The sequence below is a fragment of the Janthinobacterium sp. 35 genome (genome assembly GCF_002754575.1).
Classification (GTDB): Bacteria; Pseudomonadota; Gammaproteobacteria; order Burkholderiales; family Burkholderiaceae_D; genus Janthinobacterium; species Janthinobacterium tructae.
Map to the genome: position 1 here is coordinate 3018166 of NZ_PEFN01000001.1, position 20154 is coordinate 3038319.

Sequence of the window (20154 nt, forward strand, 5' to 3'; positions counted from 1 at the left end):
CGCCACGTCTATCGCGTAATCCGACAACACCTAAAAGCCAGCAATACCAGATTTACACCTTTAAAAACTCTTCCTTGCCACCCAGCCAGCGCGCCAGATGCGCTTCCACGGTGGCCGCCGCCGCTGCGGTGGTGGCGTGCAGCAGATCGTGCGCCACGTCGCGCGCCTGATCGACCAGCCATTGATCCGTCTCCAGGTCGGCGAAGCGCAGCATGGCCTGGCCGGACTGGCGCGCGCCAAGGAATTCGCCTGGGCCGCGGATTTCCAGGTCGCGGCGGGCGATTTCAAAACCGTCCGTCGTCTCGCGCATGGTCATCAGGCGCTGGCGCGCCACGCCTCCCAGCGGGCCCTGGTACAGCAGCAGGCAGACGCTGGCCGCCGTGCCGCGCCCCACGCGGCCACGCAACTGATGCAGCTGCGACAAGCCAAAACGCTCGGCGTGCTCGATCACCATCAGCGAGGCGTTCGGCACGTCGACGCCCACCTCGATGACGGTGGTGGCCACCAGCACGTGGATCTGGCCGGCGATGAATGCATCCATCACTGCCTGTTTTTCCGCCGGCTTCAGGCGGCCGTGCACCAGGCCCACCTGCAGCGCGGGCAGGGCTTCGGCCAGCATCATGTAGGTGTCGGTGGCCGTCTGCAGCTGCAGCGCTTCCGATTCCTCGATCAGCGGGCAGACCCAGTACACTTGCCTCCCTTCCAGCGCGGCCGCATACACGCGGGCGATGACTTCGTCGCGCCGGTTCTGGTCGATGGCGCGCGTGACGATGGGACTGCGTCCCGGCGGCAGCTCGTCGATCACCGACACTTCCAGGTCGGCGTAATACGTCATGGCCAGGGTGCGCGGGATCGGCGTGGCCGACATCATCAGCTGGTGCGGCACGGCCGCGCTGTCGCCCTTGTTGCGCAGGGTCAGGCGCTGGCCCACGCCGAAGCGGTGCTGCTCATCGACGATCACCAGGCCCAGTTTGGCAAACAGCACGTTGTCCTGGATCAGCGCATGCGTGCCGATCACCAGCTGCGCTTCACCCGATTCGATCAGGGCCAGCGCGGCCGTCTTTTCCTTTTTCTTCAGGCTACCCGTCAGCCAGGCCACTTTCACGCCCAGCGGCTCCATCCAGGCGGCGATCTTGCGGAAGTGCTGCTCGGCCAGGATCTCGGTGGGGGCCATCAGCGCGGCCTGGTAGCCGCTGTCGATCGCTTGCGTGGCGGACAAGGCGGCGACGACCGTCTTGCCGCTGCCGACGTCGCCTTGCAGCAGGCGCTGCATCGGATACGGCTGGTGCAGGTCGGCGCGGATTTCCGCGAGCACGCGCGCCTGCGCGCCCGTCAGCTTGAAGGGCAGGGCGGCGGCAAAGGATGCCGAGAGTTTGCCGACGATGGGCAAGGACGCCGCGCCTTTCGAGCGGCGCGCGCGCTGGGCGCGTTTCAGCGACAGCTGCTGCGCCAGCAGCTCATCGAATTTCATGCGCACCCAGGCCGGGTGCGAGCGGTCCATCAGCGCGCTTTCATCGATGTCCTGCGGCGGATAGTGCAGCAGGTGCACGGCGGCGCGGAACGGCGACAGCTGCATCTGGCGTAACAGCTCGTCAGGCAAGGTATCGTGCCAGTCGATGCGGCGCATGGCGTCGGCGATCTCGCGCCGCAGCACGTGCTGCGACAAGCCTTCGCCGGACGGATACACGGGCGTCAGCGCCGTGGGCAGGGGTGCGCCCTCGTTGACCACTTTATACGTCGGGTGCACCATCTCGGCGCCAAAAAATCCGTGTTTGAGTTCGGCACGCGCACGTACCCGCGTGCCTTCGGCCAACTGCTTGACCTGGCTGCCGTAGAAATTCATGAAACGCAGCAGCAAATTGCCCGTTTCGTCGGCGATCGTCACCAGCAATTGCTTGCGCGGCTTGAAATTGACTTCGCAGTTGGTGACGACGCCTTCCACCTGCCACGACTCGCCGCCGCGCAGGCAGGCGTCGCGTATCGTGTAGACCTTGGTCTCGTCCTCGTAGCGCATCGGCAAGTGCAGCACCAGGTCCATATCCGTGCGCAAGCCCAGTTTGGCCAGCCGGCTTTCCGTGCTGACCACTTTTTTGGCGGCTTTCGGCTTGGCGGCCGGCTTGGCTGTGGGAGGAAGATCGGGCTTGGGTTCGGACATATCGGAGATTTTTGTGCCGCTAGCGTAAAATAGAGGGTTGTCCGGCACACCCTGTGCGTACCGCAGTCGGAAATTGTTGCGGCGGATTATTGTAATGCCTGTATAGGCGCACAGTATAGTGCCAGATGTTCCATTGCGCACTCCTAATCATTTTTGACGTACTTTTGAAGCAAAACGCATGTATTCGCTTTCCGATTTCGATTTTAATTTGCCGCAAGAAAACATTGCGCAAACTCCGTTGGCCGAGCGCAGCGCCTCGCGCCTGTTGCATCTGGACGGCGACGCCCTGGTCGACCGCCAGTTCGCCGACATTGTCGGGCTGTTGCAGGCGGGCGACCTGCTGGTGATGAACGATACGCGCGTACTCAAGGCGCGCTTCTTTGGCGTGAAGGAAAGCGGCGGCAAGATCGAGGCACTGGTCGAGCGCGTGCTCGACGAGCGCACCGTGCTGGCCCAGGTGCGCGCCTCGAAGTCGCCGCCGCCCGGCTGCCGCATCCGCCTGGCCGACGCCTTCGACGTGACGGTGGGCCAGCGCGCCGGCGAATTCTTTACCCTGCATTTCGAGGCCGACGTATTTGAGCTGATCGAGGCGCATGGCCGCTTGCCGCTGCCGCCCTACATCGAGCACGATGCCGACGAGTTCGATGAAACGCGCTACCAGACCGTCTTCAACAAGGTGCCGGGCGCTGTCGCCGCGCCGACGGCGGGCCTGCATTTCGACCAGGCCCTGCTCGATCAATTGAAGGCCAAGGGCGTCAACTTTGCCTATGTGACCCTGCACGTGGGCGCCGGCACCTTCCAGCCCGTGCGCACGGAAGTACTGGCCGAACACAAGATGCACACCGAGTGGTACACCATGCCGCAGGACACCGTCGATGCCGTGCGCGCCGCCCAACTTGCCGGGCGCGACGTGGTGGCCGTCGGCACGACCAGCTTGCGCGCGCTGGAGTCGGCTTCGCAAAGCGGTCAGCTGGTGGCGGGCAGCGCCGATACGGCCCTGTTCATCACGCCCGGCTATGCCTTCAAAACGGTGACGCGGCTGATCACCAACTTCCATTTGCCGAAGTCGACCCTGCTGATGCTGGTGTCGGCCTTTGCCGGCTATGCGCCGATCCGCAACGCCTACGCGCATGCGATCGCGCAGAACTACCGTTTCTTCAGCTATGGCGATGCGATGCTGCTGACCACGCAATCGCGCGCTGCACTGAACCTTGATACTCCCGTGAAAGACTGACCATGCTGGAATTTACACTACTCAAGACCGACACGAGCGGCCTGACCAAGGCACGCCGCGGCACCTTGAAACTCAACCATGGCGTCGTGCAGACGCCGATCTTCATGCCAGTGGGCACTTACGGCACCGTCAAGGCGATGTCGCCGCTGGAACTGAACGAGATCGACGCGCAGATCATCCTGGGCAACACGTTCCATTTGTGGTTGCGTCCTGGTAACACCGTCATGGAGAAGTTCGGCGGTTTGCACGGTTTCATGGGCTGGAACAAGCCGATCTTGACCGATTCGGGCGGATTCCAGGTGTTTTCGCTGGGCGCCATGCGCAAGATCACGGAAGAGGGCGTGCATTTTAATTCGCCCATCAACGGCGATAAACTGTTCCTCTCGCCGGAAGTGTCGATGCAGGTGCAGCGCGTCCTCAATTCCGACATCGTGATGCAGTTCGACGAATGCACGCCGTACGAGATTGAAGGGCGTCCGGCCACCATCGAGGAAGCGGCCAAGTCGATGCGCATGTCCTTGCGCTGGGCGCAGCGCTCGAAGGACGAGTTCCACCGCGGTGAAAACCCGAATGCGCTGTTCGGCATTGTGCAGGGCGGCATGTTCGAAATGCTGCGCGACGAGTCGCTGGCCAAGCTCGAAGAGATCGATTTCCCCGGCATCGCCATCGGCGGCCTGTCCGTCGGCGAGCCGAAGGAAGACATGATGCGCATGCTGGCCCACGTGGGCCCGCGCCTGCCGGCCAACAAGCCGCATTACCTGATGGGCGTGGGCACGCCGGAAGACCTGGTCGCGGGCGTGTCGAACGGTATCGACATGTTCGACTGCGTCATGCCGACGCGTAACGCCCGCAATGGCTGGCTGTTCACCCGTTTTGGCGACATCAAGATCAAGAACGCCAAATACAAGGAAGACCAGGCGCCGCTCGACGAAACATGCAGCTGCTACGCCTGCCGCAATTTCTCGCGCGCCTACCTGCACCATTTGCACCGTTCCAAGGAAATCCTCGGCGCGCGCCTGAACACCATCCACAACCTGCATTACTACCTGGACTTGATGCGCCAGATGCGTGAAGCGCTCGATGAAGACCGTTTCCACGCGTTTACCCTGCAATTCCATGCGGAACGCGCACGCGGAACTTAAGAAAAGCTTAGCTTGCGCCCTGGCGGCAGCCAGGCTGGAAGTTTTGTGTATTGGTGCTTGGACTGGGGCGATAAAGCATTGCATAATGCCTTTTTAGCCCCACTTAAAGTTGCCATGCCTGCAATTCGGGTTGCGGCGTATAGCCAATGCTAGAATACAGCGCTATTTTTTCAAACTGATTAGAACTGGAGTCACCGTGTTTTTCATTTCCAACGCTTATGCGCAAGCCCCAACCGACGCCCTGGGCTTCGGCGGCAACCTGACCAGCTTCCTGCCGCTGGTATTGATGTTCGTGGTCATGTATTTCCTGATGATCCGTCCACAGCAAAAACGCGCCAAAGAACAACGGGCGATGATGGATGCGCTGGCCAAGGGTGACGAAGTCGTCACCGCTGGCGGCATGCTGGGCCGTGTTGTCAAGGTAGTGGACGCTTACGTCACCATCGAAGTGGCGACCGGCACCGAAATCACGGTGCAAAAGAGCTCCATCACCACCTTGCTGCCTAAAGGCACCCTGAAGGCGCTGTAATTCCTCGCTGTCATTGCCTAGGCAATGATGACCGGGGCGGCTATCCGCCGCCCCTCGCGACGCCTCCGACGCTCAACACTGAACGCTGAATCAATATGAATCGCTATCCTGCCTGGAAATACATCATCATCGTCGTCGCCTTATTGCTGGGCGCACTCTATACGGCGCCCAATTATTTCGGTGAATCACCGGCGCTGCAAGTAACCAGCGGCAAGTCGACCGTCAAAGTGACGAGCGAGCTGATGACGCAAGTCGCGGAAATATTGACGAAAGAAAACGTCAAGTCGGAAGGTGTCACCATGGATGGCGCTGGCAACCTCGCCTCCGTGCGCGTGCGTTTCGCCGATCCCGATACCCAGTTCAAGGCGAAACTGGTGCTGGAAAAGGACCTGAATACGGATGCCAGCGACCCTGCGTACATCGTGACGGTCAACCTGCAAGCCAATACCCCATTGTGGATGCAAAAATTGCATGCCTTGCCCATGTTCCTGGGCCTGGACTTGCGCGGTGGCGTGCACTTCCTGATGCAGGTCGATGCGAAAGCCGTACTGAACAAGAAAGTCCAGGGCGTCCAGTCCGCCGCGCGTAGCGTGTTGCGCGACAAGAATATCCGTCACGCCGGCATCGAGCGCGTGGGTGACAGCGTGCAGATCAACTTCCGTGACGCCGATACGCGCCTGAAGGCCAAAAATGTGCTGTCCGACCAGATGACGGAACTGGCTTTCGCCGATGCGGGCGAAGGCAGCGATTTGAAACTGAACATCACCCTGAAACCGGCGGCCCTGAAGGCGACCATCGACGAAGGCGTGAAACAGAATATCTCCACCCTGTCCAAGCGCGTCAACGAGCTGGGCGTGGCCGAGCCGCTGATCCAGCAACAAGGTCCTGACCGTATCGTGGTGCAATTGCCTGGCGTACAGGACGTGGCCCGCGCGAAAGCCATCATCGGCCGCACGGCGACGCTGGAAGTGCGCCTGGTCGACGAAGGCATCGTGCCTGGCACGGAACTGTCGAGCGCCATTCCGTTCAACTCGGAATTGTTTACCGTTGGCAAGGGCGTGCCTGTCGTCCTGTCGAAAGACGTGATCCTGACGGGCGACTATATCTCCAGCGCGACGGCCAGCTTCGACCAGAATCAGCAAGCGGCCGTGTCGATCGACCTGAACGGCGACGGTGGCCGCAAGATGCGCGAAGCGACGCGTGAGCGCGTGGGCAAGCGCATGGCCATCGTGCTGTTTGAAAAGGGCAAGCCGGAAGTGCTGTCGGTGGCGACCATTCAGCAGGAACTCGGTTCGCGCTTCCAGATCACCGGCATGGGCGGCGCGGAAAACGCGAATGAACTGGCGCTGCTGCTGCGCTCGGGCGCCTTGTCCGCACCGATGACCGTCATCGAGGAACGCACGATCGGACCGCAACTGGGTGCGGAAAACATCGCCAAGGGCTTCCACTCGACCCTGTATGGCTTCATCGCCATCGCCATCTTCATGATCGCCTACTACATGCTGTTCGGCGCCTTCAGCGTGCTGGCCCTGGCCACCAACCTGCTGTTGCTGGTCGGCCTGCTGTCGATGATCCAGGTGACCCTGACACTGCCAGGTATCGCCGCGATCGCGCTGGCGCTGGGCATGGCGATTGACGCCAACGTGCTGATCAATGAACGTATCCGTGAAGAGTTACGTGCCGGCAGTACGCCACAAGCGGCGATCTCCGCCGGCTTCGACCGTGCATGGGCCACGATTCTCGACTCGAACGTGACCACCCTGATCGTCGGCCTGGCGTTGCTGGCCTTCGGCAGCGGTCCCGTGCGCGGCTTTGCCGTCGTGCATTGCCTGGGCATCCTGACGTCGATGTTCTCCTCCGTGTTCGTGTCGCGCGGCGTGGTCAACCTCTGGTATGGCCGCAAGAAAAAGCTGACGACCTTGTCGATCGGCACGGTGTGGGTGCCGGGCACGAGCAAATAAGCGGCGGCCCCGACTCACCCAATAGCGACAACAGCGATCGCGTCCGGTGGCACAACCGCCGGACGCACAGAATAGAACTCAGAGGATTTCATGGAATTTTTCCGGATCAAAAAAGATATTCCCTTCATGCGCCATGCGTTGATTTTCAACGTCATCTCGGCCGTGACCTTCCTTGCCGCCGTCTTCTTCCTGTTCCACAAGGGCTTGCACCTGTCCGTGGAATTCAAGGGCGGCACCGTGCTGGAGGTGAAGTACCCGAAAGCGGCCAACCTTGAAGGCATACGCGGCACCCTGATAGGCATGGGCTACGAAGAGCCTGGCGTGACCAGCTTCGATACGGCGCGCGACGTGATGATCCGCCTGCCGGTGGAAAAGGGCGTGACTGCCGCGAATACCTCGCAGCGCGTGTTCGAAACCCTGTGCAAGGTCGAGCAAGGCACGACCAAGGGCATCGATACCGTCACCGACAAGGGCGAGCACGTCATCAAGACCGCCTGTATGGACGCCGCCGGCAACGAAGCGCTGGTGCTGCAGAAAGTCGAATTCGTCGGTCCGCAAGTGGGCGACGAATTGACGCAGAACGGCTTGAACGCGCTGGTGATGGTGATCCTGGGCGTGATGATCTACCTGGCCATCCGCTTCGAATGGAAATACGCGGTCTCGGCGATTATCGCCAACTTGCATGACGTGGTGATCATCCTGGGCTTCTTTGCCTTCTTCCAGTGGGAATTCTCGCTGACGGTGCTGGCGGCGATCCTGGCGGTGCTCGGCTACTCGGTCAACGAATCGGTGGTGATCTTTGACCGTATCCGCGAAAACTTCCGCAAGCAGCGCAAGGCGACCGTGCATGAAGTGATCGACAGCGCGATCACCAGCACCATTTCGCGTACCATCATCACCCACGGTTCAACCCAGATGATGGTGCTGTCGATGCTGGTCTTCGGCGGCCAGACCCTGCACCACTTCGCACTGGCGCTGACCATCGGTATCTGCTTCGGTATTTACTCGTCCGTGTTCGTCGCGGCCTCGATCGCCATGTGGCTGGGCGTCAAGCGCGAAGACTTGATCAAGCCGGTCAAGGAAAAAGACGAAACCGACGGCGCCGTGGTGTAAGCGCAGTTTCTTGCATGACGAATTCAAGAACGATCACCCGCGCGGTGGTCGTTTTTTTTTGTAACGGATGACGATGAAGCGTTTGATAGTGATGGGCCTCATGGCTGGCATCGGCACGCTGGGCAGTGCCGCGGAATTGCGCCGCGTAGGCAGCGATACCATCGCCCTGCGCGGCGCCATCGCCGAGGGCGACGTGGATCAGTTGCGGCAGCTGGCCACGCCAGCGACCACGGTGCTGCGCATCAATAGCGATGGCGGCGACCCGCAGGCGGCCATGCTGCTGGGGCGCTACCTGCGCCAGCAGCAATGGCGCCTCGCCATCGACACCGTGTGTGCCGGCAGCTGTGCTCTGTACGTTTTCCCGGCCGCGCACCATACAAGCATTCCAGACATCGCCGTGCTGGCACTGCAGGAGTCAGCCTTTCTGCGCGCGCAGGAAGGCCCGCAGCACATGCGCCGCAGCCTGCTCGAGGCGGGCGTACCGGCCGATGAGCTGGAGCGTGAAACTGCGGCGCTGGCCGTGCAACTGGCGCAGGTGGCGGCGCTGGAAGCGGCGTTTGCCGCGGAGCTGGGCATCGCCCCCGCCTTCTACCGCGATTTCCGGCAGGTGGCGGCGCAGGCCGATGGCGTGCGCCAGCGCTTTCCCGACCAGGATGCCGCCGTCCACTGGTGGCCGGCCGCCGCCCGCCTGCAGCGCTGCTACGGCATCGCCGGCGTGGACGAAGGCCTGCGCGCGGCCCGCCTGGCGCCAGACGGCTATCTGTACGTGCCGGCCCTGTCGGCCCTGGTGATGGGCGACCAGGCTTTGCAGGCTTGTCCATGAGCCGCAGCGGCCGTTTGTTCCTGCTGATGGACGCCATGCGCGCCAAGCGCGTGCCCGTCACGGCGGCCCAGCTGGCGCAGCAGCTGGGGGTATCGGAGCGCACGATTTACCGCGATATCCAGACCCTGGCCGAACTGGGCGCACCCCTGCAGGGTGAGGCCGGCATCGGCTATGTGCTGCGCCGCGGCGCCTTTCTGCCGCCACTGATGTTCGGACCCGATGAACTGGAAGCGCTGGTGCTGGGCGCGCGCTGGGTGCGCCGCCAGGGTGATGCGGGCCTGGCGCAGGCGGCCAGCAATGCCCTGGCGAAGATCGCGGCCGCCTCGCCGCGCGACCTGCGCGACAGCATGGCCGAGACCAGCCTGTGGGTGCCGCTGGGCCGTCCCGCCGATGGCACGCAGCCGGCCGACCGCTACGTGCAGCCGGTGCGCGAGGCCATCCGCTATGAACAGAAGCTCACGCTGGCCTATCAGGATGAGCACGGCAGCGCCACCTCGCGCACGGTGTGGCCGTTTGCCCTGGCCTTTTTTGAAGGCAAGCGCCTGCTGGCCGCCTGGTGCGAGCTGCGTGGCGATTACCGGCATTTCCGCATCGACCGTATCGCCGACGTGCAGCAGCATGAGGAGCGCTATCCCACGCGGCGCCATGTGCTGTTGGATACCTGGCGCAAGGCGCATGAGATTGATCCGGAATCGTGAGATGCGCTCCTGACAAAAACTGTCAGTGACTGGTTCTACGATAGTGGCTTCTTCACTCACCGGAGCCATCCACCATGCGCCTGTACCACCACCCCATGTCTTCGAATGCCCGCCGTGCCCTGATGACGGCGATCCACCTTGGCCTGCCTCTGGAACTGGCCGAAGTCGACCTGATGAATGCGGACGACCGCCGTCGCCTGGCCGAACTGAACCCGAACGGCAAGGTACCCGTGCTGGCCGATGGCGATTTCCTGCTGTGGGAATCGTGCGCCATCATGCAATACCTGGCCGAGCAGGTGCCGGGCCAGACGATTTATCCGCAGGCGCCGCAAGCGCGCGCCGACGTCAACCGCTGGCTATTCTGGGCTGCGCAGCACTTCGCGCCGGCCATCAGCGTGCTGGCCTGGGAACGCGCCTGGAAGGGCATGACGGGCAATGGTCCGGCGGACCCGCTGGAAGAGGCGCGCGGCGAGCGCGATCTGCATGAGTGCGCCGTGGTGCTGGACGCGCATCTGGCGCAGCGCGACTGGCTCAGCGGCGACGCCCTGACCCTGAGCGACTTTGCCGTGGCCGCGCCGTTGATGTACAGCGAGGCGGTGCGGCTGCCGCTGGCGCAGTACCAGCATATCGAGGCGTGGTTTGCCCGCGTGCGGCAGCTGCGCGCCTGGCAGGAAACGGATGTGCAGCTGTTGCTGGGATAATCTGCCCGCTAAGTGTGCCAGCGCACGGAGCCGGTGCGGCGCACCACATAAGATAGGGCTGTCTCTTTCAGGACATCCCTAGCTTTGGACTTTACCCGCTTTCGAGCGGGTTTTTTTTGGGCATAGCGGCTTGATAAATTGATCATCGCTGCACAGATGCGGCGTCTCCCACTGTCAGCAGGTACGCCATGTTCATGCCACGCCATCCGAAGCCACTCTTGAGTACCCGGGCGGTCGCCACGCAAGTCGCCCAGCAGAAGCAGGGAACGCAGGCCATGGACAAGCATGTGCTGATCGTCGACGTGAAGAAGCCGGCGCCGGGCGTGCCGATCATGCCGCCGGTGCCGGTAAAACAGGATTAATGCACGAGCACCTTCAGCAGCGACTGCACTTCATCGTCCGATTCTTCCATGATGCTCGACAGGGTCGCATCGCCGATCACGCAATCGATGCTGCCGGCGGCGCGGGCGGCGCGCACGGCGATGGCGGCCGGGCTTTCGTTGAGGGGCGACGAGACGGGCGCCAGGTCATTCGCCAGCAGCAAGGTGTCGCCCAGCGATTCGGGCGGGATGGCGCGCAAGCCTTCCCACAGCGCAGCGATGGCGCCCATCACGGCTTCCGGCACCTTCAGTTTGGTCAATACGCCATGGCCGATGGCTTGTTCGCCATGTTCGACCCAGTCCTCCGGTTCGCCGTCGAGGATGCCGGGGAATTCGGCTGCGCGTGACAGCAGATAAAAGCCGCCCACTTCATGCATGATGCCGGCAAACAGGGCCGTATCGGGGTCCACCCTGGTGACGCGGCGAGCCAGTACCTGCGACAGGGCCGCCACGTGGGCCGTATGTTCCCACAACTGCTTGGCCTTCGCCTGCAGCACGGGATCGGTAATGGTGCTGCCCAGCTGGCGCACGATCAGCGACGCTACCACCGACTGCAGGGTACGCACGCCGAGCCGTTGCACGGCATTGCGCACGCTGGTGATTTCGTTGCCGGAACGGTTGAACGCCACCGAATTGGCGATGGCCACCGTGCGCGCGGCCAGCAGCGGGTCGGCTTGCACCAGCTTGGCAGCGGCCTCGATATGGCAGTCGGGATCGGCCAGCGCCTCTTGCAGCTTGAGCGAAGCGTTCACATTGGCAGGAAAGGTCAGCTCGCCACGAGCGGCTTGTGCGGCGATGCTTTTAAAGGCGTCGAGTCTGTTCATTGAAAAAATTATACTCGCAATATTTCCGTACGGAACTTTTTAAGCGTGATCTTTTCGCAAACAAGCGAGTAAAAGGCAAGTAAACCCCCGTAAACGGAAAAAGGGCAGGCCACTGGATCAGCGGCATGCCCTTTTTGGATTATGCGAGCGCTATCAGTCAGATTCGCTGAAGATCGCGTCGCAGCCTTCAACGAGCTCGTCGCTGTCTTCCAGCTCATCCGTCAAGCCCAGGTCGAAGAGTTCCTCGACGGCATTCATGAAGCTGTTGTGCTTGGTGGCGCCGATCAGGCGGTAGATTTCGCCGTCTTCGTTGCGCACGCCGATGATCAGTTTTTCCTGGCGTACCAGTTCCGGCGTGCTGGCGTTGAGCAGCAGGTTGCCGATGATGTGTTTATCGAAATGAGCGGGCTTTTTGCCGTCGAGCAGTGTGGTTTTCAACTTGGTTTCCTTTGTCTTGTTTGAATGTCTGTGCTTGGTGAATGATCAACTGTGGCCGTTGGCGATGGCGTGTTTCAGGCTTGCCAGGGTGGTTTCCAAGCGCATGAAATCGTCTTCGGTATAGCCGTCAAACAAGCGCTGTCCCTGCTTTGTCAGCTTGGGGAACACGTCATGGAACACCTGTTCACCCTCGCAGCTCAAGCGCACGAAGTAGGAGCGCTTGTCTTTGTTGCAACGTTCGCGTACCACCAGCCCCTTTTGCTCCAGCCGGTCCACCACGCCCGTCAAGGTACCCTTGGTAATCAGGGTTTTCTGCCCCAGTTCCTTGTAGGACATGCCGCAGGTGTTGCCGAGCGTGGCAATGATGTCGAATTGTGCATGCGTCAAGCCGTACTGGCGCACGAAGTCGCCTGAAAACCGCTCGAAGCCTTGCATGCATTCGGCCAGCAGCCGGATACTTTTTAAATATCGTTCACCCATGGGGTGTGATTATATCCTTCCATCCCGCTTTTTTCCGCCGGGGCAGCGGCGTTATTGCATCAAGGGTTCGATGGGGCGGAAGTCCGGTATCATGTGGGCAACTCAGCCCTTGCCCCTGGTCCGTCCCGCCGATGTCTTTCGCTAATCTTTCCCGTATCGGCCTCGACAAACCGCTGCGCCTGCTATTGGTCCATGCCGGCGATGCCGAGTCGATTACCTGGGCGGGCCTGGTGCAGCCGCTGCGCCTGTGCGCGCGGGCACTGGGGCCGGACGCGCTGCAACTGGACGTGCGCACGCCCGAGCAAGTGGCCGCGCAGGGCGGCAACTGGCATATCGCGCTGCTGGTGGCCGATGAAACGGAGGCGCCGCTGCGCGCCGAGCTGTGCCGGGCCGTGATCGAGCGCTGCCGTTCGGCGCCATTCTGGGGTGGCGTGGGCGCAGCCGTGCTGTGGCTGGCCGACGCGGGCGTCATGGATGGCGTGCGCATCGCCTTGCCCTGGGCCCTGTACGCCGATGCGGAAGCGAAGGCCGAACGCGCCATCCTGACGCCGCACCTGTTCGACATCGACGGCCCGCACATTACCTGCTGCGGCGGCGCGGCCAGCATCGACTTTTCGCTGACCCTGATCGAAACCATCTTTGGCGCCGACGTGCAGGCGCTCGTCAAGGAAGCGTTGTGCGTGGACAAGGTACGCGGCAAGGAAGAACGCCAGCGCGTGGCCTTGCAGGCGCGTTTCGGCGTGCTGCAGCCGAAATTGTCCGAAGCGGTCACCTTGATGGAAGCCAATATCGAGGAGCCGCTGTCGACCGATGACATCGCCAGCCTGGTGGGCCTGTCGCGGCGCCAGCTGGAACGGCTGTTCAAGCAATACCTGGGCAGCTTGCCGTCGCGCTACTATCTGGAGCTGCGCCTGCAGCGCTCGCGGCAACTATTGCTCGATACACATTATTCCATCGTGCAAGTAGGCCTGATGTGCGGCTTTTCCTCCGGTTCGCACTTTTCCACGGCGTTTGGCACCCTGTTTGGCAATACCCCGCGCGAAGAGCGGCAAAGAAAGCTCATGCCACCAGCTTAGAGCCTATCCCAGTAGGGAGCGTCTTCTGCTGGCAGCGCATCAGGAGCGCGGACAAGGCGTGAGGAGGACGCGTGGCGAGCCACGCAACGACGATCAACGCAGTCCCCGCTTCTGAGGGGCGCCAGCAGGGGATGTATTCATCTACTGGGATAGGCTCTTAGTCAGCGGCAAGGAAGCTGTGATGAATTGTGAAAATCCTTGTCGCAGATTCAAAAGAGTTTTAGCATCCCGCTTTTTATAATGCAGTACACACGTAGCTGTCGTAGCTGCGGAGTACCTAACATATTGATGGGGAAATGCTATGAATGCCAAGCTTGATTCGACCGTAACGGCTCGTCCAGTCACCCGGGATACCTTTGACCAGGTCCTCGTTCCTACCTACGCCCCTGCAGCCATGGTTCCCGTGCGCGGTTCCGGACTGGATCTGTGGGATCAGACCGGCAAGCATTACCTCGATTTCACCTCCGGCATCGCCGTCAACAGCCTGGGCCACTGCCATCCTGTGCTGGTCGACGTGCTGACCAAGCAAATCAATAATTTGTGGCATTTGGGCAACGGCTACACCAACGAACCGGTGCTGCGCCTGGCGCTGGCCCTGACGGAAGCGACTTTCGCCGACCGCGCTTTCTTCTGCAACTCGGGCGCGGAAGCCAACGAAGCGGCCCTGAAACTGGCGCGCAAGTACGCGCACACCAAATTCGGCGCGCACAAGTCGCGCATCATCTCGTGCTTGAGCTCCTTCCACGGCCGCACTTTGTTTACCGTCTCCGTCGGCGGCCAGGCCAAGTACACGGAAGGCTTCGAGCCGCTGCCACCGTCGATCGACCACATCGCCTACAACGACATCGAAGCGGCGCGCGCCGCCATCGGCGATGACGTGTGCGCCGTGATCGTCGAGCCGGTACAAGGCGAAGGCGGCGTGGTGCCGGGCAATCCTGAATTCCTCAAAGAGCTGCGCGCCCTGTGCGACAAGACGGGTGCTTTGCTGATTTTCGACGAAGTCCAGAGCGGCATGGGCCGCACTGGCGCGTTGTTCGCCTACATGGGCTATGGCGTCACGCCGGACATCCTGACGGCCGCCAAGGCGCTGGGCAACGGCTACCCGATCGGCGCCATGCTGACCACGAATGAACTGGCGCAAACCCTGTCCGTCGGTACCCACGGCACCACCTACGGCGGCAACCCGCTGGCCGCTACTGTGGCCTTGAGCGTACTGGAAACGATCAACACGCCAGCGTTCCTGGCGCGTGTGAAGGAAGCGAGCGTCAGCACCATCGCCATGCTGCAAGGCTTGATCACGGATTACCCGCAAGTGTTCTCCATCGTGCGCGGCAGCGGTTTGCTGCTGGGCCTGGTAGTCAGCGATGCCTGGAAGGGCCGCGCGAAAGACATCCAGAAGGCGGCCGAAGCGCAAGGCTTGATGGTGCTGATCGCCGGCATGGACGTGGTGCGCCTGGCGCCGGCCCTGATCGTCTCGGACGAGCAGATTGCCGAAGCGGGCCGTCTGCTGCGCGTCGCCATCGACGGCATGCTGAAAGCCTGAGGCTAGCCTCGCTCCCTGTTTGATCACCGGCCCGCCGCTTTGCTGCGGGCCGGCTTGGTTCTACCCGGGTATTGAGCCCAAGTATCGTCAGCATTGAAGGAGTACCCATGTATGTTGTCCGTCCGGTAGAAATTGCGGATATCGCAGCCCTCGAAGCGCTGGCCGCGGTAACCATGCCGGGTGTCCATACCCTGCCGAAGACGCGCGAAAAAATCGCCGCCTCCGTCGAGCGCTCCATCGCCTCGTTTGCCGCCCATGTCGACATCCCCAGCGAAGAGTCGTATCTCTTCGTGCTTGAATCCCTGCTCGACAAGAGCATCTTTGGTACCGCCGCCATCTTCGCCTCGGCCGGCTCGAACGGCACCTATTTTTCCTTTCGCAACGACGTCATCCAGCAAGTCTCGCGCGACCTGAACATCAGCCACAGCGTGCATGCGCTGACCCTGTGCTCCGAGCTGACGGCGTATTCGCAGCTGTCCGGCTTTTACGTGCGCAATATGGAGCAGGCGGGCCTGGAAGCGGCCCTGCTGTCGCGCGCGCGGCTGCTGTTTGCCGTGCTGGCGCCGCACCGTTTCGGCGACCGCTTTTTCGTGCCGCTGGCCGGCATCACGGACGCCAACGGCCAGTCGCCGTTCTGGGATGCGCTGGGCCGCAAGTTCTTCCAGATGGATTTCCTCGATGCCGAAAAAGTCATCGGCGGCGCGCGCAACCGCACCCTGATCGTCGAGCTGATGCCGCATTACCCCGTGTACGTACCGCTGCTGCCAGGCGACGCGCAGGCGGCCATGGGCCAGATCCACCCGAGTGGCGAACTGGCGTTCAATTTGCTGACGGAAGAAGGCTTTGAGGCTGACGATTACATCGACATCTTCGATGGCGGTCCGATCCTGCAGGCGCACAAGCATGCGCTGCGCTCGTTTACGGGCTCGCTCACGCGCCGCGTCGTCGCAGGCGTCACGCCCAGCCGCACGGGCCTGAAAGTGCATTACGCGGTCGCGTCGGGCGCGGAGCGCAACTTCCGCGCCGTCACCTTTACCTGCGATGCGCTTGAAGCGCAGGACACCGTCGGCTTGCCGCCCGAGCTGCTCGAAGCGCTGGCCGTGGCCGAAGGCGACAGCGTCATTTGCGTGCGTATTTAACCGAGAGAACATTATGCTAGTAGTACGCGCCATCAACGCTTCTGACCTGGACGCCCTGTACGGCTTGGCCAGCCAGGTCGGCACCGGCATGACCACCCTCAAGCCGGACATGAAAATGCTGGGCGACCGCCTGGCCATTGCCTGCGCCTCGTTCGCCGAAACCATCGCGCCCGAAAAGCGCGACTACATGTTCGTCATGGAGGATACGGATACGGGCCGCCTGGCCGGCGTGTGCGCCATCAAGGGCGCCGTGGGCCTGGAAGAGCCGTTCTATAACTATCGCATCGGCACCCTCGTGCATTCGAGCCGCGAGCTCGACGTGTTTACGCGCATGGAAACGCTGTACCTGTCGAATGACCTGACGGGCAGCACGGAGCTGTGCTCGCTGTTTTTGCACCCCGATTACCGCAGCGGCAACAACGGCAAGTTGCTGTCGAAAAGCCGCTTCCTGTTCATCGCCCAGTTCCCGCACCTGTTCACAGAAAAGCTGATCGCCGAAATGCGCGGCTACCAGGCGCCGGACGGCAGCTCGCCGTTCTATGAAGGCCTGGGCCGCCACTTCTTCAAGATGGATTTCCACCACGTCGACGACTTGACGAGCCTGGGCAAAAAATCCTTCATCGCCGAACTGATGCCGCGCCAGCCCATGTACGTGGCCTACCTGCCCGACGAAGCGCAGGAAGTCATCGGCAAGGTGCATCTGAGCACGGCGCCCGCGCGCCGCCTGCTGGAACAGGAAGGCTTGCACTTCGAAGGTTATGTCGACATTTTCGACGCTGGTCCCGTGCTGCAGGCGCGCGTGTCAGAACTGCGCGCCATGCGCGACAGCATGCCGGCCATACTCGACGCAGAGGCCGCGCCTGAAGTGTGCGGCGACCTCGCCCAGGCCGAGCCTTACCTGGTGTCGAACACCGACTTGAAAGATTTCCGCATGATCGTCACCAGCGCCAATCCGCATAGCGGCAAGATCGCGCTCGATGACGATGAATTGCACCTGCTGCGTTGCCATCACGGCGACACCGTGCGTACCTTGTCACTCAACCCGAGGAAGCATCCCCATGTCTAATGTGAATACCATGCAATCGAACTTCATCAACGGCGCCTGGCTGCCAGGCACGGGCCGTGAACTGCTGACCATCGACCCGTCGAACGGCAAGCAAACCTGGGCCAGCCTGGAAGCGACGCCAACGCAGGTCGAAGAGGCTTGCCAGGCCGCCCGCGCCGCCTTTGAAGCGTGGGCCGATACGCCCGTCGAAGAACGCATCGCCATCTGCGTGCGCTTTCGCGAACTGCTGAAGGAGCATGCGGAAGCGCTGGCGCTGCTGATCTCGGAAGAAGTGGGTAAACCCTTGTGGGAGTCGCGCACGGAAGTGGCCACCATGGCCAACAAGATCGATATCTCGGTGCAGTCCTACCACGCGCGCACGGGCATCACGCAAAGCAAGATCGCCGATGGCGACGCCGTGCTGCGCCACCGCCCGCATGGCGTGTTCGGCGTCTTTGGCCCGTACAATTTCCCTGGTCACCTGCCGAATGGCCACATCGTGCCAGCCCTGATCGCCGGTAACACCATCGTTTTCAAACCCAGCGAATATGCGCCGCGCACTGCCATCAAAACCGTGCAGCTGTGGCAGCAGGCCGGCTTGCCGAATGGCGTCGTCAACCTCGTCAACGGCGGGCGCGACACGGGCGTGGCCCTGGGCGCGAATGCGCACCTCGACGGCGTGCTGTTTACGGGTTCGTGCCAGACGGGCATCAGCCTGCACCGCCAGTTCGGCGGTCAGCCGGGCAAGATGCTGGCGCTGGAAATGGGTGGCAACAATGCCCTGGTCGTATGGGATGTGCAGGATGTCGACGCCGCCGTGCACCACGCGATCTTCTCCGCTTTTGTGTCGGCCGGCCAGCGCTGCACCTGCGCGCGCCGTCTGGTAGTGCAAGATAACGCCGCCGGCGCAGCGTTTGTGGCGCGTCTGGTGGAAGTGGCGGCGAAACTGGGCATCGGCGCGTCCGACGCGCAGCCGCAGCCTTTCATGGGGCCTGTCGTGTCGAGCGCCGTGGCCGCGCGCCTGGTACAGGCGCAGGCGGACATGGTTGCCAAGGGCGGCACCACCCTGCTGCAGATGCGCCAGTTGAACCCCGCGGCGGGTTTTGTGACGGCCGGCATCGTCGACGTTACCAACGCTGTCGGCATCCCCGACGAAGAGTGGTTCGGTCCACTGCTGCAAGTGATCCGCGTGGCCGATTTCAACGCTGCCCTGAAGGCTGCCAACGCCACCGAATTCGGCCTGGCCGCCGCGCTCCTGTCCGACGATGCGGCGCTGTGGCAGCTGTTTCAAACGCGCGCGCGCGCCGGCATCATCAACTGGAACCGCCCGACCACGGGCGCGGCCAGCACGGCGCCGTTCGGCGGCATCGGCAAGTCGGGCAACCACCGTCCGAGCGCCTATTACGCGGCCGATTACTGCGCCTACCCGGTCGCCTCGATCGAAAACAGCGCGCTGGAAATGCCGGCCAAGCTGTCGCCCGGCCTGAATTTTTAAGGAGTTCCCATGCACAGCACGCGCGAATACAATTTTGACGGCCTGGTCGGGCCATCGCATAACTATGCCGGCCTGTCGTTCGGCAATGTGGCCTCGTTCAGCAATGTGAAAAGCGCTTCGAATCCGAAGCAGGCCGCCTTGCAGGGTCTGGCCAAGATGCGTGCGCTGGCCGCGCGCGGCTTTGCGCAAGCCTTGCTGCCGCCGCAGGACCGGCCCAATTTCCGCCTGCTGCGCAGTATCGGTTTCACGGGCACGGACGCCGAGGTGCTGGCGCGCGCCTGCAAGGAATCCCCTGTGATTCTGGCCTGCGCCTATTCGGCCTCGCCCATGTGGACGGCGAACGCCGCCACGGTCAGCCCGTCGGCCGACACGCAGGATGGCCGCGTGCATTTTACGGCCGCCAACCTGAATAACAAGCTGCACCGCGCCTTCGAGCACGCGCAGTCGGCGCGCAGCTTGCGCGCCATCTTCAGTGACGAAAAACACTTTGCCGTGCACGACGCGCTGCCGTCCACGCCCGCCTTTGGCGACGAGGGCGCGGCCAACCACACACGTTTGGGCGCCAGCCACGGCGCGCCATCGGTGGAGTTGTTCGTGTATGGCCGGGTGGAGTTCGATCCTTCCGCGCCGTCGCCGAAGCGCTATCCGGCGCGCCAGACCCTGGAAGCGTCGCAAGCCGTGGCGCGCCTGCATGGCCTCGATGCAAAACGCACCGTGTACGTGCAGCAGAATCCCGAGGTGATCGACCAGGGCGTGTTCCATAACGACGTCATCGCCGTCGGCAATGGCAATGTGCTGTTCTATCACGAGCAGGCGTTTGCCGATGAAGAGGCGAGCCTGTCGCAGCTGCACCGCGCCGTCGCCGCCACCGGTGCGCAACTGGATGCTCTGCGCGTGGACACGGGCCAGGTACCGATCCAGGATGCGGTGACCAGCTATCTGTTCAACAGCCAGTTGCTGACGAAAGAGGGCGGCAAGATGGCGCTGGTGATACCGCAAGAGTGCCAGGAAAACCGCGCTGTGTCGCGCTACCTGGAAGGCCTGGTGGCCAGCGGTGGACCCATCGATGAACTGATTCATTTCGACCTGCGCCAGAGCATGCGCAACGGCGGCGGGCCCGCCTGCCTGCGTTTGCGCGTGGCCCTGACGCAAACCGAAGCGCGCGCCATGCACCAGGGCGTGATCATGACGGAAACGCTGTACCATCGGCTGGTGCAGTGGGTGGAGAAGCACTACCGCGACCATCTGGAGCCGGGCGACCTGGCTGACCCGCAGCTGGCGCTGGAAGTGCATGCGGCGCTTGAAGAATTGACGATCATCCTCAACTTACCTGGATTGTACGACTTGTAGGCGATAGAAAAAACACAGAAAAAATCCG

At 62.4% G+C, this 20154-nt stretch carries 19 protein-coding genes; 15 read left to right on the forward strand and 4 right to left on the reverse strand.

Annotation, left to right across the window (positions count from 1 at the left end; translation table 11 throughout):
* Positions 1 to 52: 52 nt before the first annotated feature.
* Positions 53 to 2155, reverse strand: a complete 2103-nt coding sequence (recG, locus tag CLU93_RS13430) for an ATP-dependent DNA helicase RecG (protein ID WP_099761856.1) — start codon at positions 2153 to 2155, stop codon at positions 53 to 55.
* 178 nt (positions 2156 to 2333) lie between these two features.
* On the opposite strand from recG, the gene queA reads away from it, so the two are divergent.
* The 9 genes from queA (at position 2334) to CLU93_RS28205 (ending at position 10718) form a co-directional block, all read left to right on the forward strand.
* On the forward strand, positions 2334 to 3389 hold the full coding sequence (gene queA / locus CLU93_RS13435; protein ID WP_099761857.1) for a tRNA preQ1(34) S-adenosylmethionine ribosyltransferase-isomerase QueA: 1056 nt from the start codon (positions 2334 to 2336) through the stop codon (positions 3387 to 3389).
* Between the two features lie 2 nt (positions 3390 to 3391).
* Positions 3392 to 4531: a tRNA guanosine(34) transglycosylase Tgt gene (gene tgt / locus CLU93_RS13440; RefSeq protein ID WP_071075171.1), complete on the forward strand. Its 1140-nt coding sequence runs from the start codon at positions 3392 to 3394 to the stop codon at positions 4529 to 4531.
* A gap of 196 nt (positions 4532 to 4727) precedes the next feature.
* Positions 4728 to 5060 carry a preprotein translocase subunit YajC gene (gene yajC / locus CLU93_RS13445; protein ID WP_099761858.1) on the forward strand — a complete coding sequence of 111 codons (333 nt, stop codon included), beginning with the start codon at positions 4728 to 4730 and terminating at the stop codon, positions 5058 to 5060.
* A gap of 95 nt (positions 5061 to 5155) precedes the next feature.
* On the forward strand, positions 5156 to 7021 hold the full coding sequence (gene secD, locus CLU93_RS13450) for a protein translocase subunit SecD (RefSeq protein ID WP_099761859.1): 1866 nt from the start codon (positions 5156 to 5158) through the stop codon (positions 7019 to 7021).
* 90 nt (positions 7022 to 7111) lie between these two features.
* A complete protein-coding gene (gene secF / locus CLU93_RS13455; protein ID WP_099761860.1) occupies positions 7112 to 8134 on the forward strand; it encodes a protein translocase subunit SecF in 1023 nt (340 codons plus the stop codon).
* 73 nt (positions 8135 to 8207) lie between these two features.
* Positions 8208 to 8957: a hypothetical protein gene (locus CLU93_RS13460; RefSeq protein ID WP_143451739.1), complete on the forward strand. Its 750-nt coding sequence runs from the start codon at positions 8208 to 8210 to the stop codon at positions 8955 to 8957.
* Positions 8954 to 9655, forward strand: coding sequence for a helix-turn-helix transcriptional regulator (locus tag CLU93_RS13465; RefSeq protein ID WP_165829559.1), 702 nt, complete (start codon positions 8954 to 8956; stop codon positions 9653 to 9655). The genes CLU93_RS13460 and CLU93_RS13465 overlap by 4 nt, the downstream gene beginning before the upstream one ends.
* Positions 9656 to 9729: 74 nt before the next feature.
* On the forward strand, positions 9730 to 10356 hold the full coding sequence (locus tag CLU93_RS13470) for a glutathione S-transferase family protein (protein ID WP_099761862.1): 627 nt from the start codon (positions 9730 to 9732) through the stop codon (positions 10354 to 10356).
* Positions 10357 to 10544: 188 nt separating this feature from the next.
* Positions 10545 to 10718 carry a hypothetical protein gene (locus CLU93_RS28205; protein WP_180287849.1) on the forward strand — a complete coding sequence of 58 codons (174 nt, stop codon included), beginning with the start codon at positions 10545 to 10547 and terminating at the stop codon, positions 10716 to 10718.
* Here CLU93_RS28205 and CLU93_RS13475 read toward each other — a convergent pair.
* The 3 genes from CLU93_RS13475 to CLU93_RS13485 form a co-directional block, all read right to left on the reverse strand.
* On the reverse strand, positions 10715 to 11560 hold the full coding sequence (locus CLU93_RS13475; RefSeq protein WP_099761863.1) for an HDOD domain-containing protein: 846 nt from the start codon (positions 11558 to 11560) through the stop codon (positions 10715 to 10717). The two genes, CLU93_RS28205 and CLU93_RS13475, sit on opposite strands and share 4 nt — an antisense overlap.
* A 153-nt stretch (positions 11561 to 11713) precedes the next feature.
* Positions 11714 to 11998: a hypothetical protein gene (locus CLU93_RS13480; protein ID WP_071075179.1), complete on the reverse strand. Its 285-nt coding sequence runs from the start codon at positions 11996 to 11998 to the stop codon at positions 11714 to 11716.
* Positions 11999 to 12043: 45 nt separating this feature from the next.
* Positions 12044 to 12478: a MarR family winged helix-turn-helix transcriptional regulator gene (locus CLU93_RS13485; protein ID WP_165829557.1), complete on the reverse strand. Its 435-nt coding sequence runs from the start codon at positions 12476 to 12478 to the stop codon at positions 12044 to 12046.
* Between the two features lie 131 nt (positions 12479 to 12609).
* On the opposite strand from CLU93_RS13485, the gene CLU93_RS13490 reads away from it, so the two are divergent.
* The 6 genes from CLU93_RS13490 (at position 12610) to astB (ending at position 20126) form a co-directional block, all read left to right on the forward strand.
* Positions 12610 to 13554, forward strand: coding sequence for a GlxA family transcriptional regulator (locus CLU93_RS13490; RefSeq protein ID WP_099761864.1), 945 nt, complete (start codon positions 12610 to 12612; stop codon positions 13552 to 13554).
* A 301-nt stretch (positions 13555 to 13855) separates the two neighbouring features.
* Positions 13856 to 15097: an acetylornithine/succinylornithine family transaminase gene (gene astC, locus CLU93_RS13495; RefSeq protein WP_071075182.1), complete on the forward strand. Its 1242-nt coding sequence runs from the start codon at positions 13856 to 13858 to the stop codon at positions 15095 to 15097.
* 107 nt (positions 15098 to 15204) lie between these two features.
* Positions 15205 to 16236, forward strand: a complete 1032-nt coding sequence (locus tag CLU93_RS13500; RefSeq protein WP_071075183.1) for an arginine N-succinyltransferase — start codon at positions 15205 to 15207, stop codon at positions 16234 to 16236.
* A gap of 13 nt (positions 16237 to 16249) precedes the next feature.
* A complete protein-coding gene (gene astA, locus CLU93_RS13505) occupies positions 16250 to 17302 on the forward strand; it encodes an arginine N-succinyltransferase (protein ID WP_099761865.1) in 1053 nt (350 codons plus the stop codon).
* A complete protein-coding gene (astD, locus tag CLU93_RS13510) occupies positions 17295 to 18776 on the forward strand; it encodes a succinylglutamate-semialdehyde dehydrogenase (protein ID WP_099761866.1) in 1482 nt (493 codons plus the stop codon). The genes astA and astD overlap by 8 nt, the downstream gene beginning before the upstream one ends.
* A 9-nt stretch (positions 18777 to 18785) precedes the next feature.
* Entirely contained in the window at positions 18786 to 20126 is a 1341-nt protein-coding gene (gene astB, locus CLU93_RS13515) for an N-succinylarginine dihydrolase (RefSeq protein ID WP_099761867.1), read from the forward strand.
* Positions 20127 to 20154: the final 28 nt, after the last annotated feature.

What these genes read in the sequence shown, in the direction of transcription:
- CLU93_RS28205 (WP_180287849.1), top strand. Translation starts at nt 10,545, where the DNA reads ATGTTCATGCCACGCCATCCGAAGCCACTCTTGAGTACCCGGGCGGTC.
- CLU93_RS13490 (WP_099761864.1), top strand. Translation starts at nt 12,610, where the DNA reads ATGTCTTTCGCTAATCTTTCCCGTATCGGCCTCGACAAACCGCTGCGC.
- CLU93_RS13485 (WP_165829557.1), bottom strand. Translation starts at nt 12,478, where the DNA reads ATGGGTGAACGATATTTAAAAAGTATCCGGCTGCTGGCCGAATGCATG.
- queA (WP_099761857.1), top strand. Translation starts at nt 2,334, where the DNA reads ATGTATTCGCTTTCCGATTTCGATTTTAATTTGCCGCAAGAAAACATT.
- CLU93_RS13465 (WP_165829559.1), top strand. Translation starts at nt 8,954, where the DNA reads ATGAGCCGCAGCGGCCGTTTGTTCCTGCTGATGGACGCCATGCGCGCC.
- astB (WP_099761867.1), top strand. Translation starts at nt 18,786, where the DNA reads ATGCACAGCACGCGCGAATACAATTTTGACGGCCTGGTCGGGCCATCG.
- astA (WP_099761865.1), top strand. Translation starts at nt 16,250, where the DNA reads ATGCTAGTAGTACGCGCCATCAACGCTTCTGACCTGGACGCCCTGTAC.
- recG (WP_099761856.1), bottom strand. Translation starts at nt 2,155, where the DNA reads ATGTCCGAACCCAAGCCCGATCTTCCTCCCACAGCCAAGCCGGCCGCC.
- secF (WP_099761860.1), top strand. Translation starts at nt 7,112, where the DNA reads ATGGAATTTTTCCGGATCAAAAAAGATATTCCCTTCATGCGCCATGCG.
- astD (WP_099761866.1), top strand. Translation starts at nt 17,295, where the DNA reads ATGTCTAATGTGAATACCATGCAATCGAACTTCATCAACGGCGCCTGG.
- secD (WP_099761859.1), top strand. Translation starts at nt 5,156, where the DNA reads ATGAATCGCTATCCTGCCTGGAAATACATCATCATCGTCGTCGCCTTA.
- tgt (WP_071075171.1), top strand. Translation starts at nt 3,392, where the DNA reads ATGCTGGAATTTACACTACTCAAGACCGACACGAGCGGCCTGACCAAG.
- CLU93_RS13470 (WP_099761862.1), top strand. Translation starts at nt 9,730, where the DNA reads ATGCGCCTGTACCACCACCCCATGTCTTCGAATGCCCGCCGTGCCCTG.
- CLU93_RS13460 (WP_143451739.1), top strand. Translation starts at nt 8,208, where the DNA reads ATGAAGCGTTTGATAGTGATGGGCCTCATGGCTGGCATCGGCACGCTG.
- astC (WP_071075182.1), top strand. Translation starts at nt 13,856, where the DNA reads ATGAATGCCAAGCTTGATTCGACCGTAACGGCTCGTCCAGTCACCCGG.
- CLU93_RS13475 (WP_099761863.1), bottom strand. Translation starts at nt 11,560, where the DNA reads ATGAACAGACTCGACGCCTTTAAAAGCATCGCCGCACAAGCCGCTCGT.
- CLU93_RS13500 (WP_071075183.1), top strand. Translation starts at nt 15,205, where the DNA reads ATGTATGTTGTCCGTCCGGTAGAAATTGCGGATATCGCAGCCCTCGAA.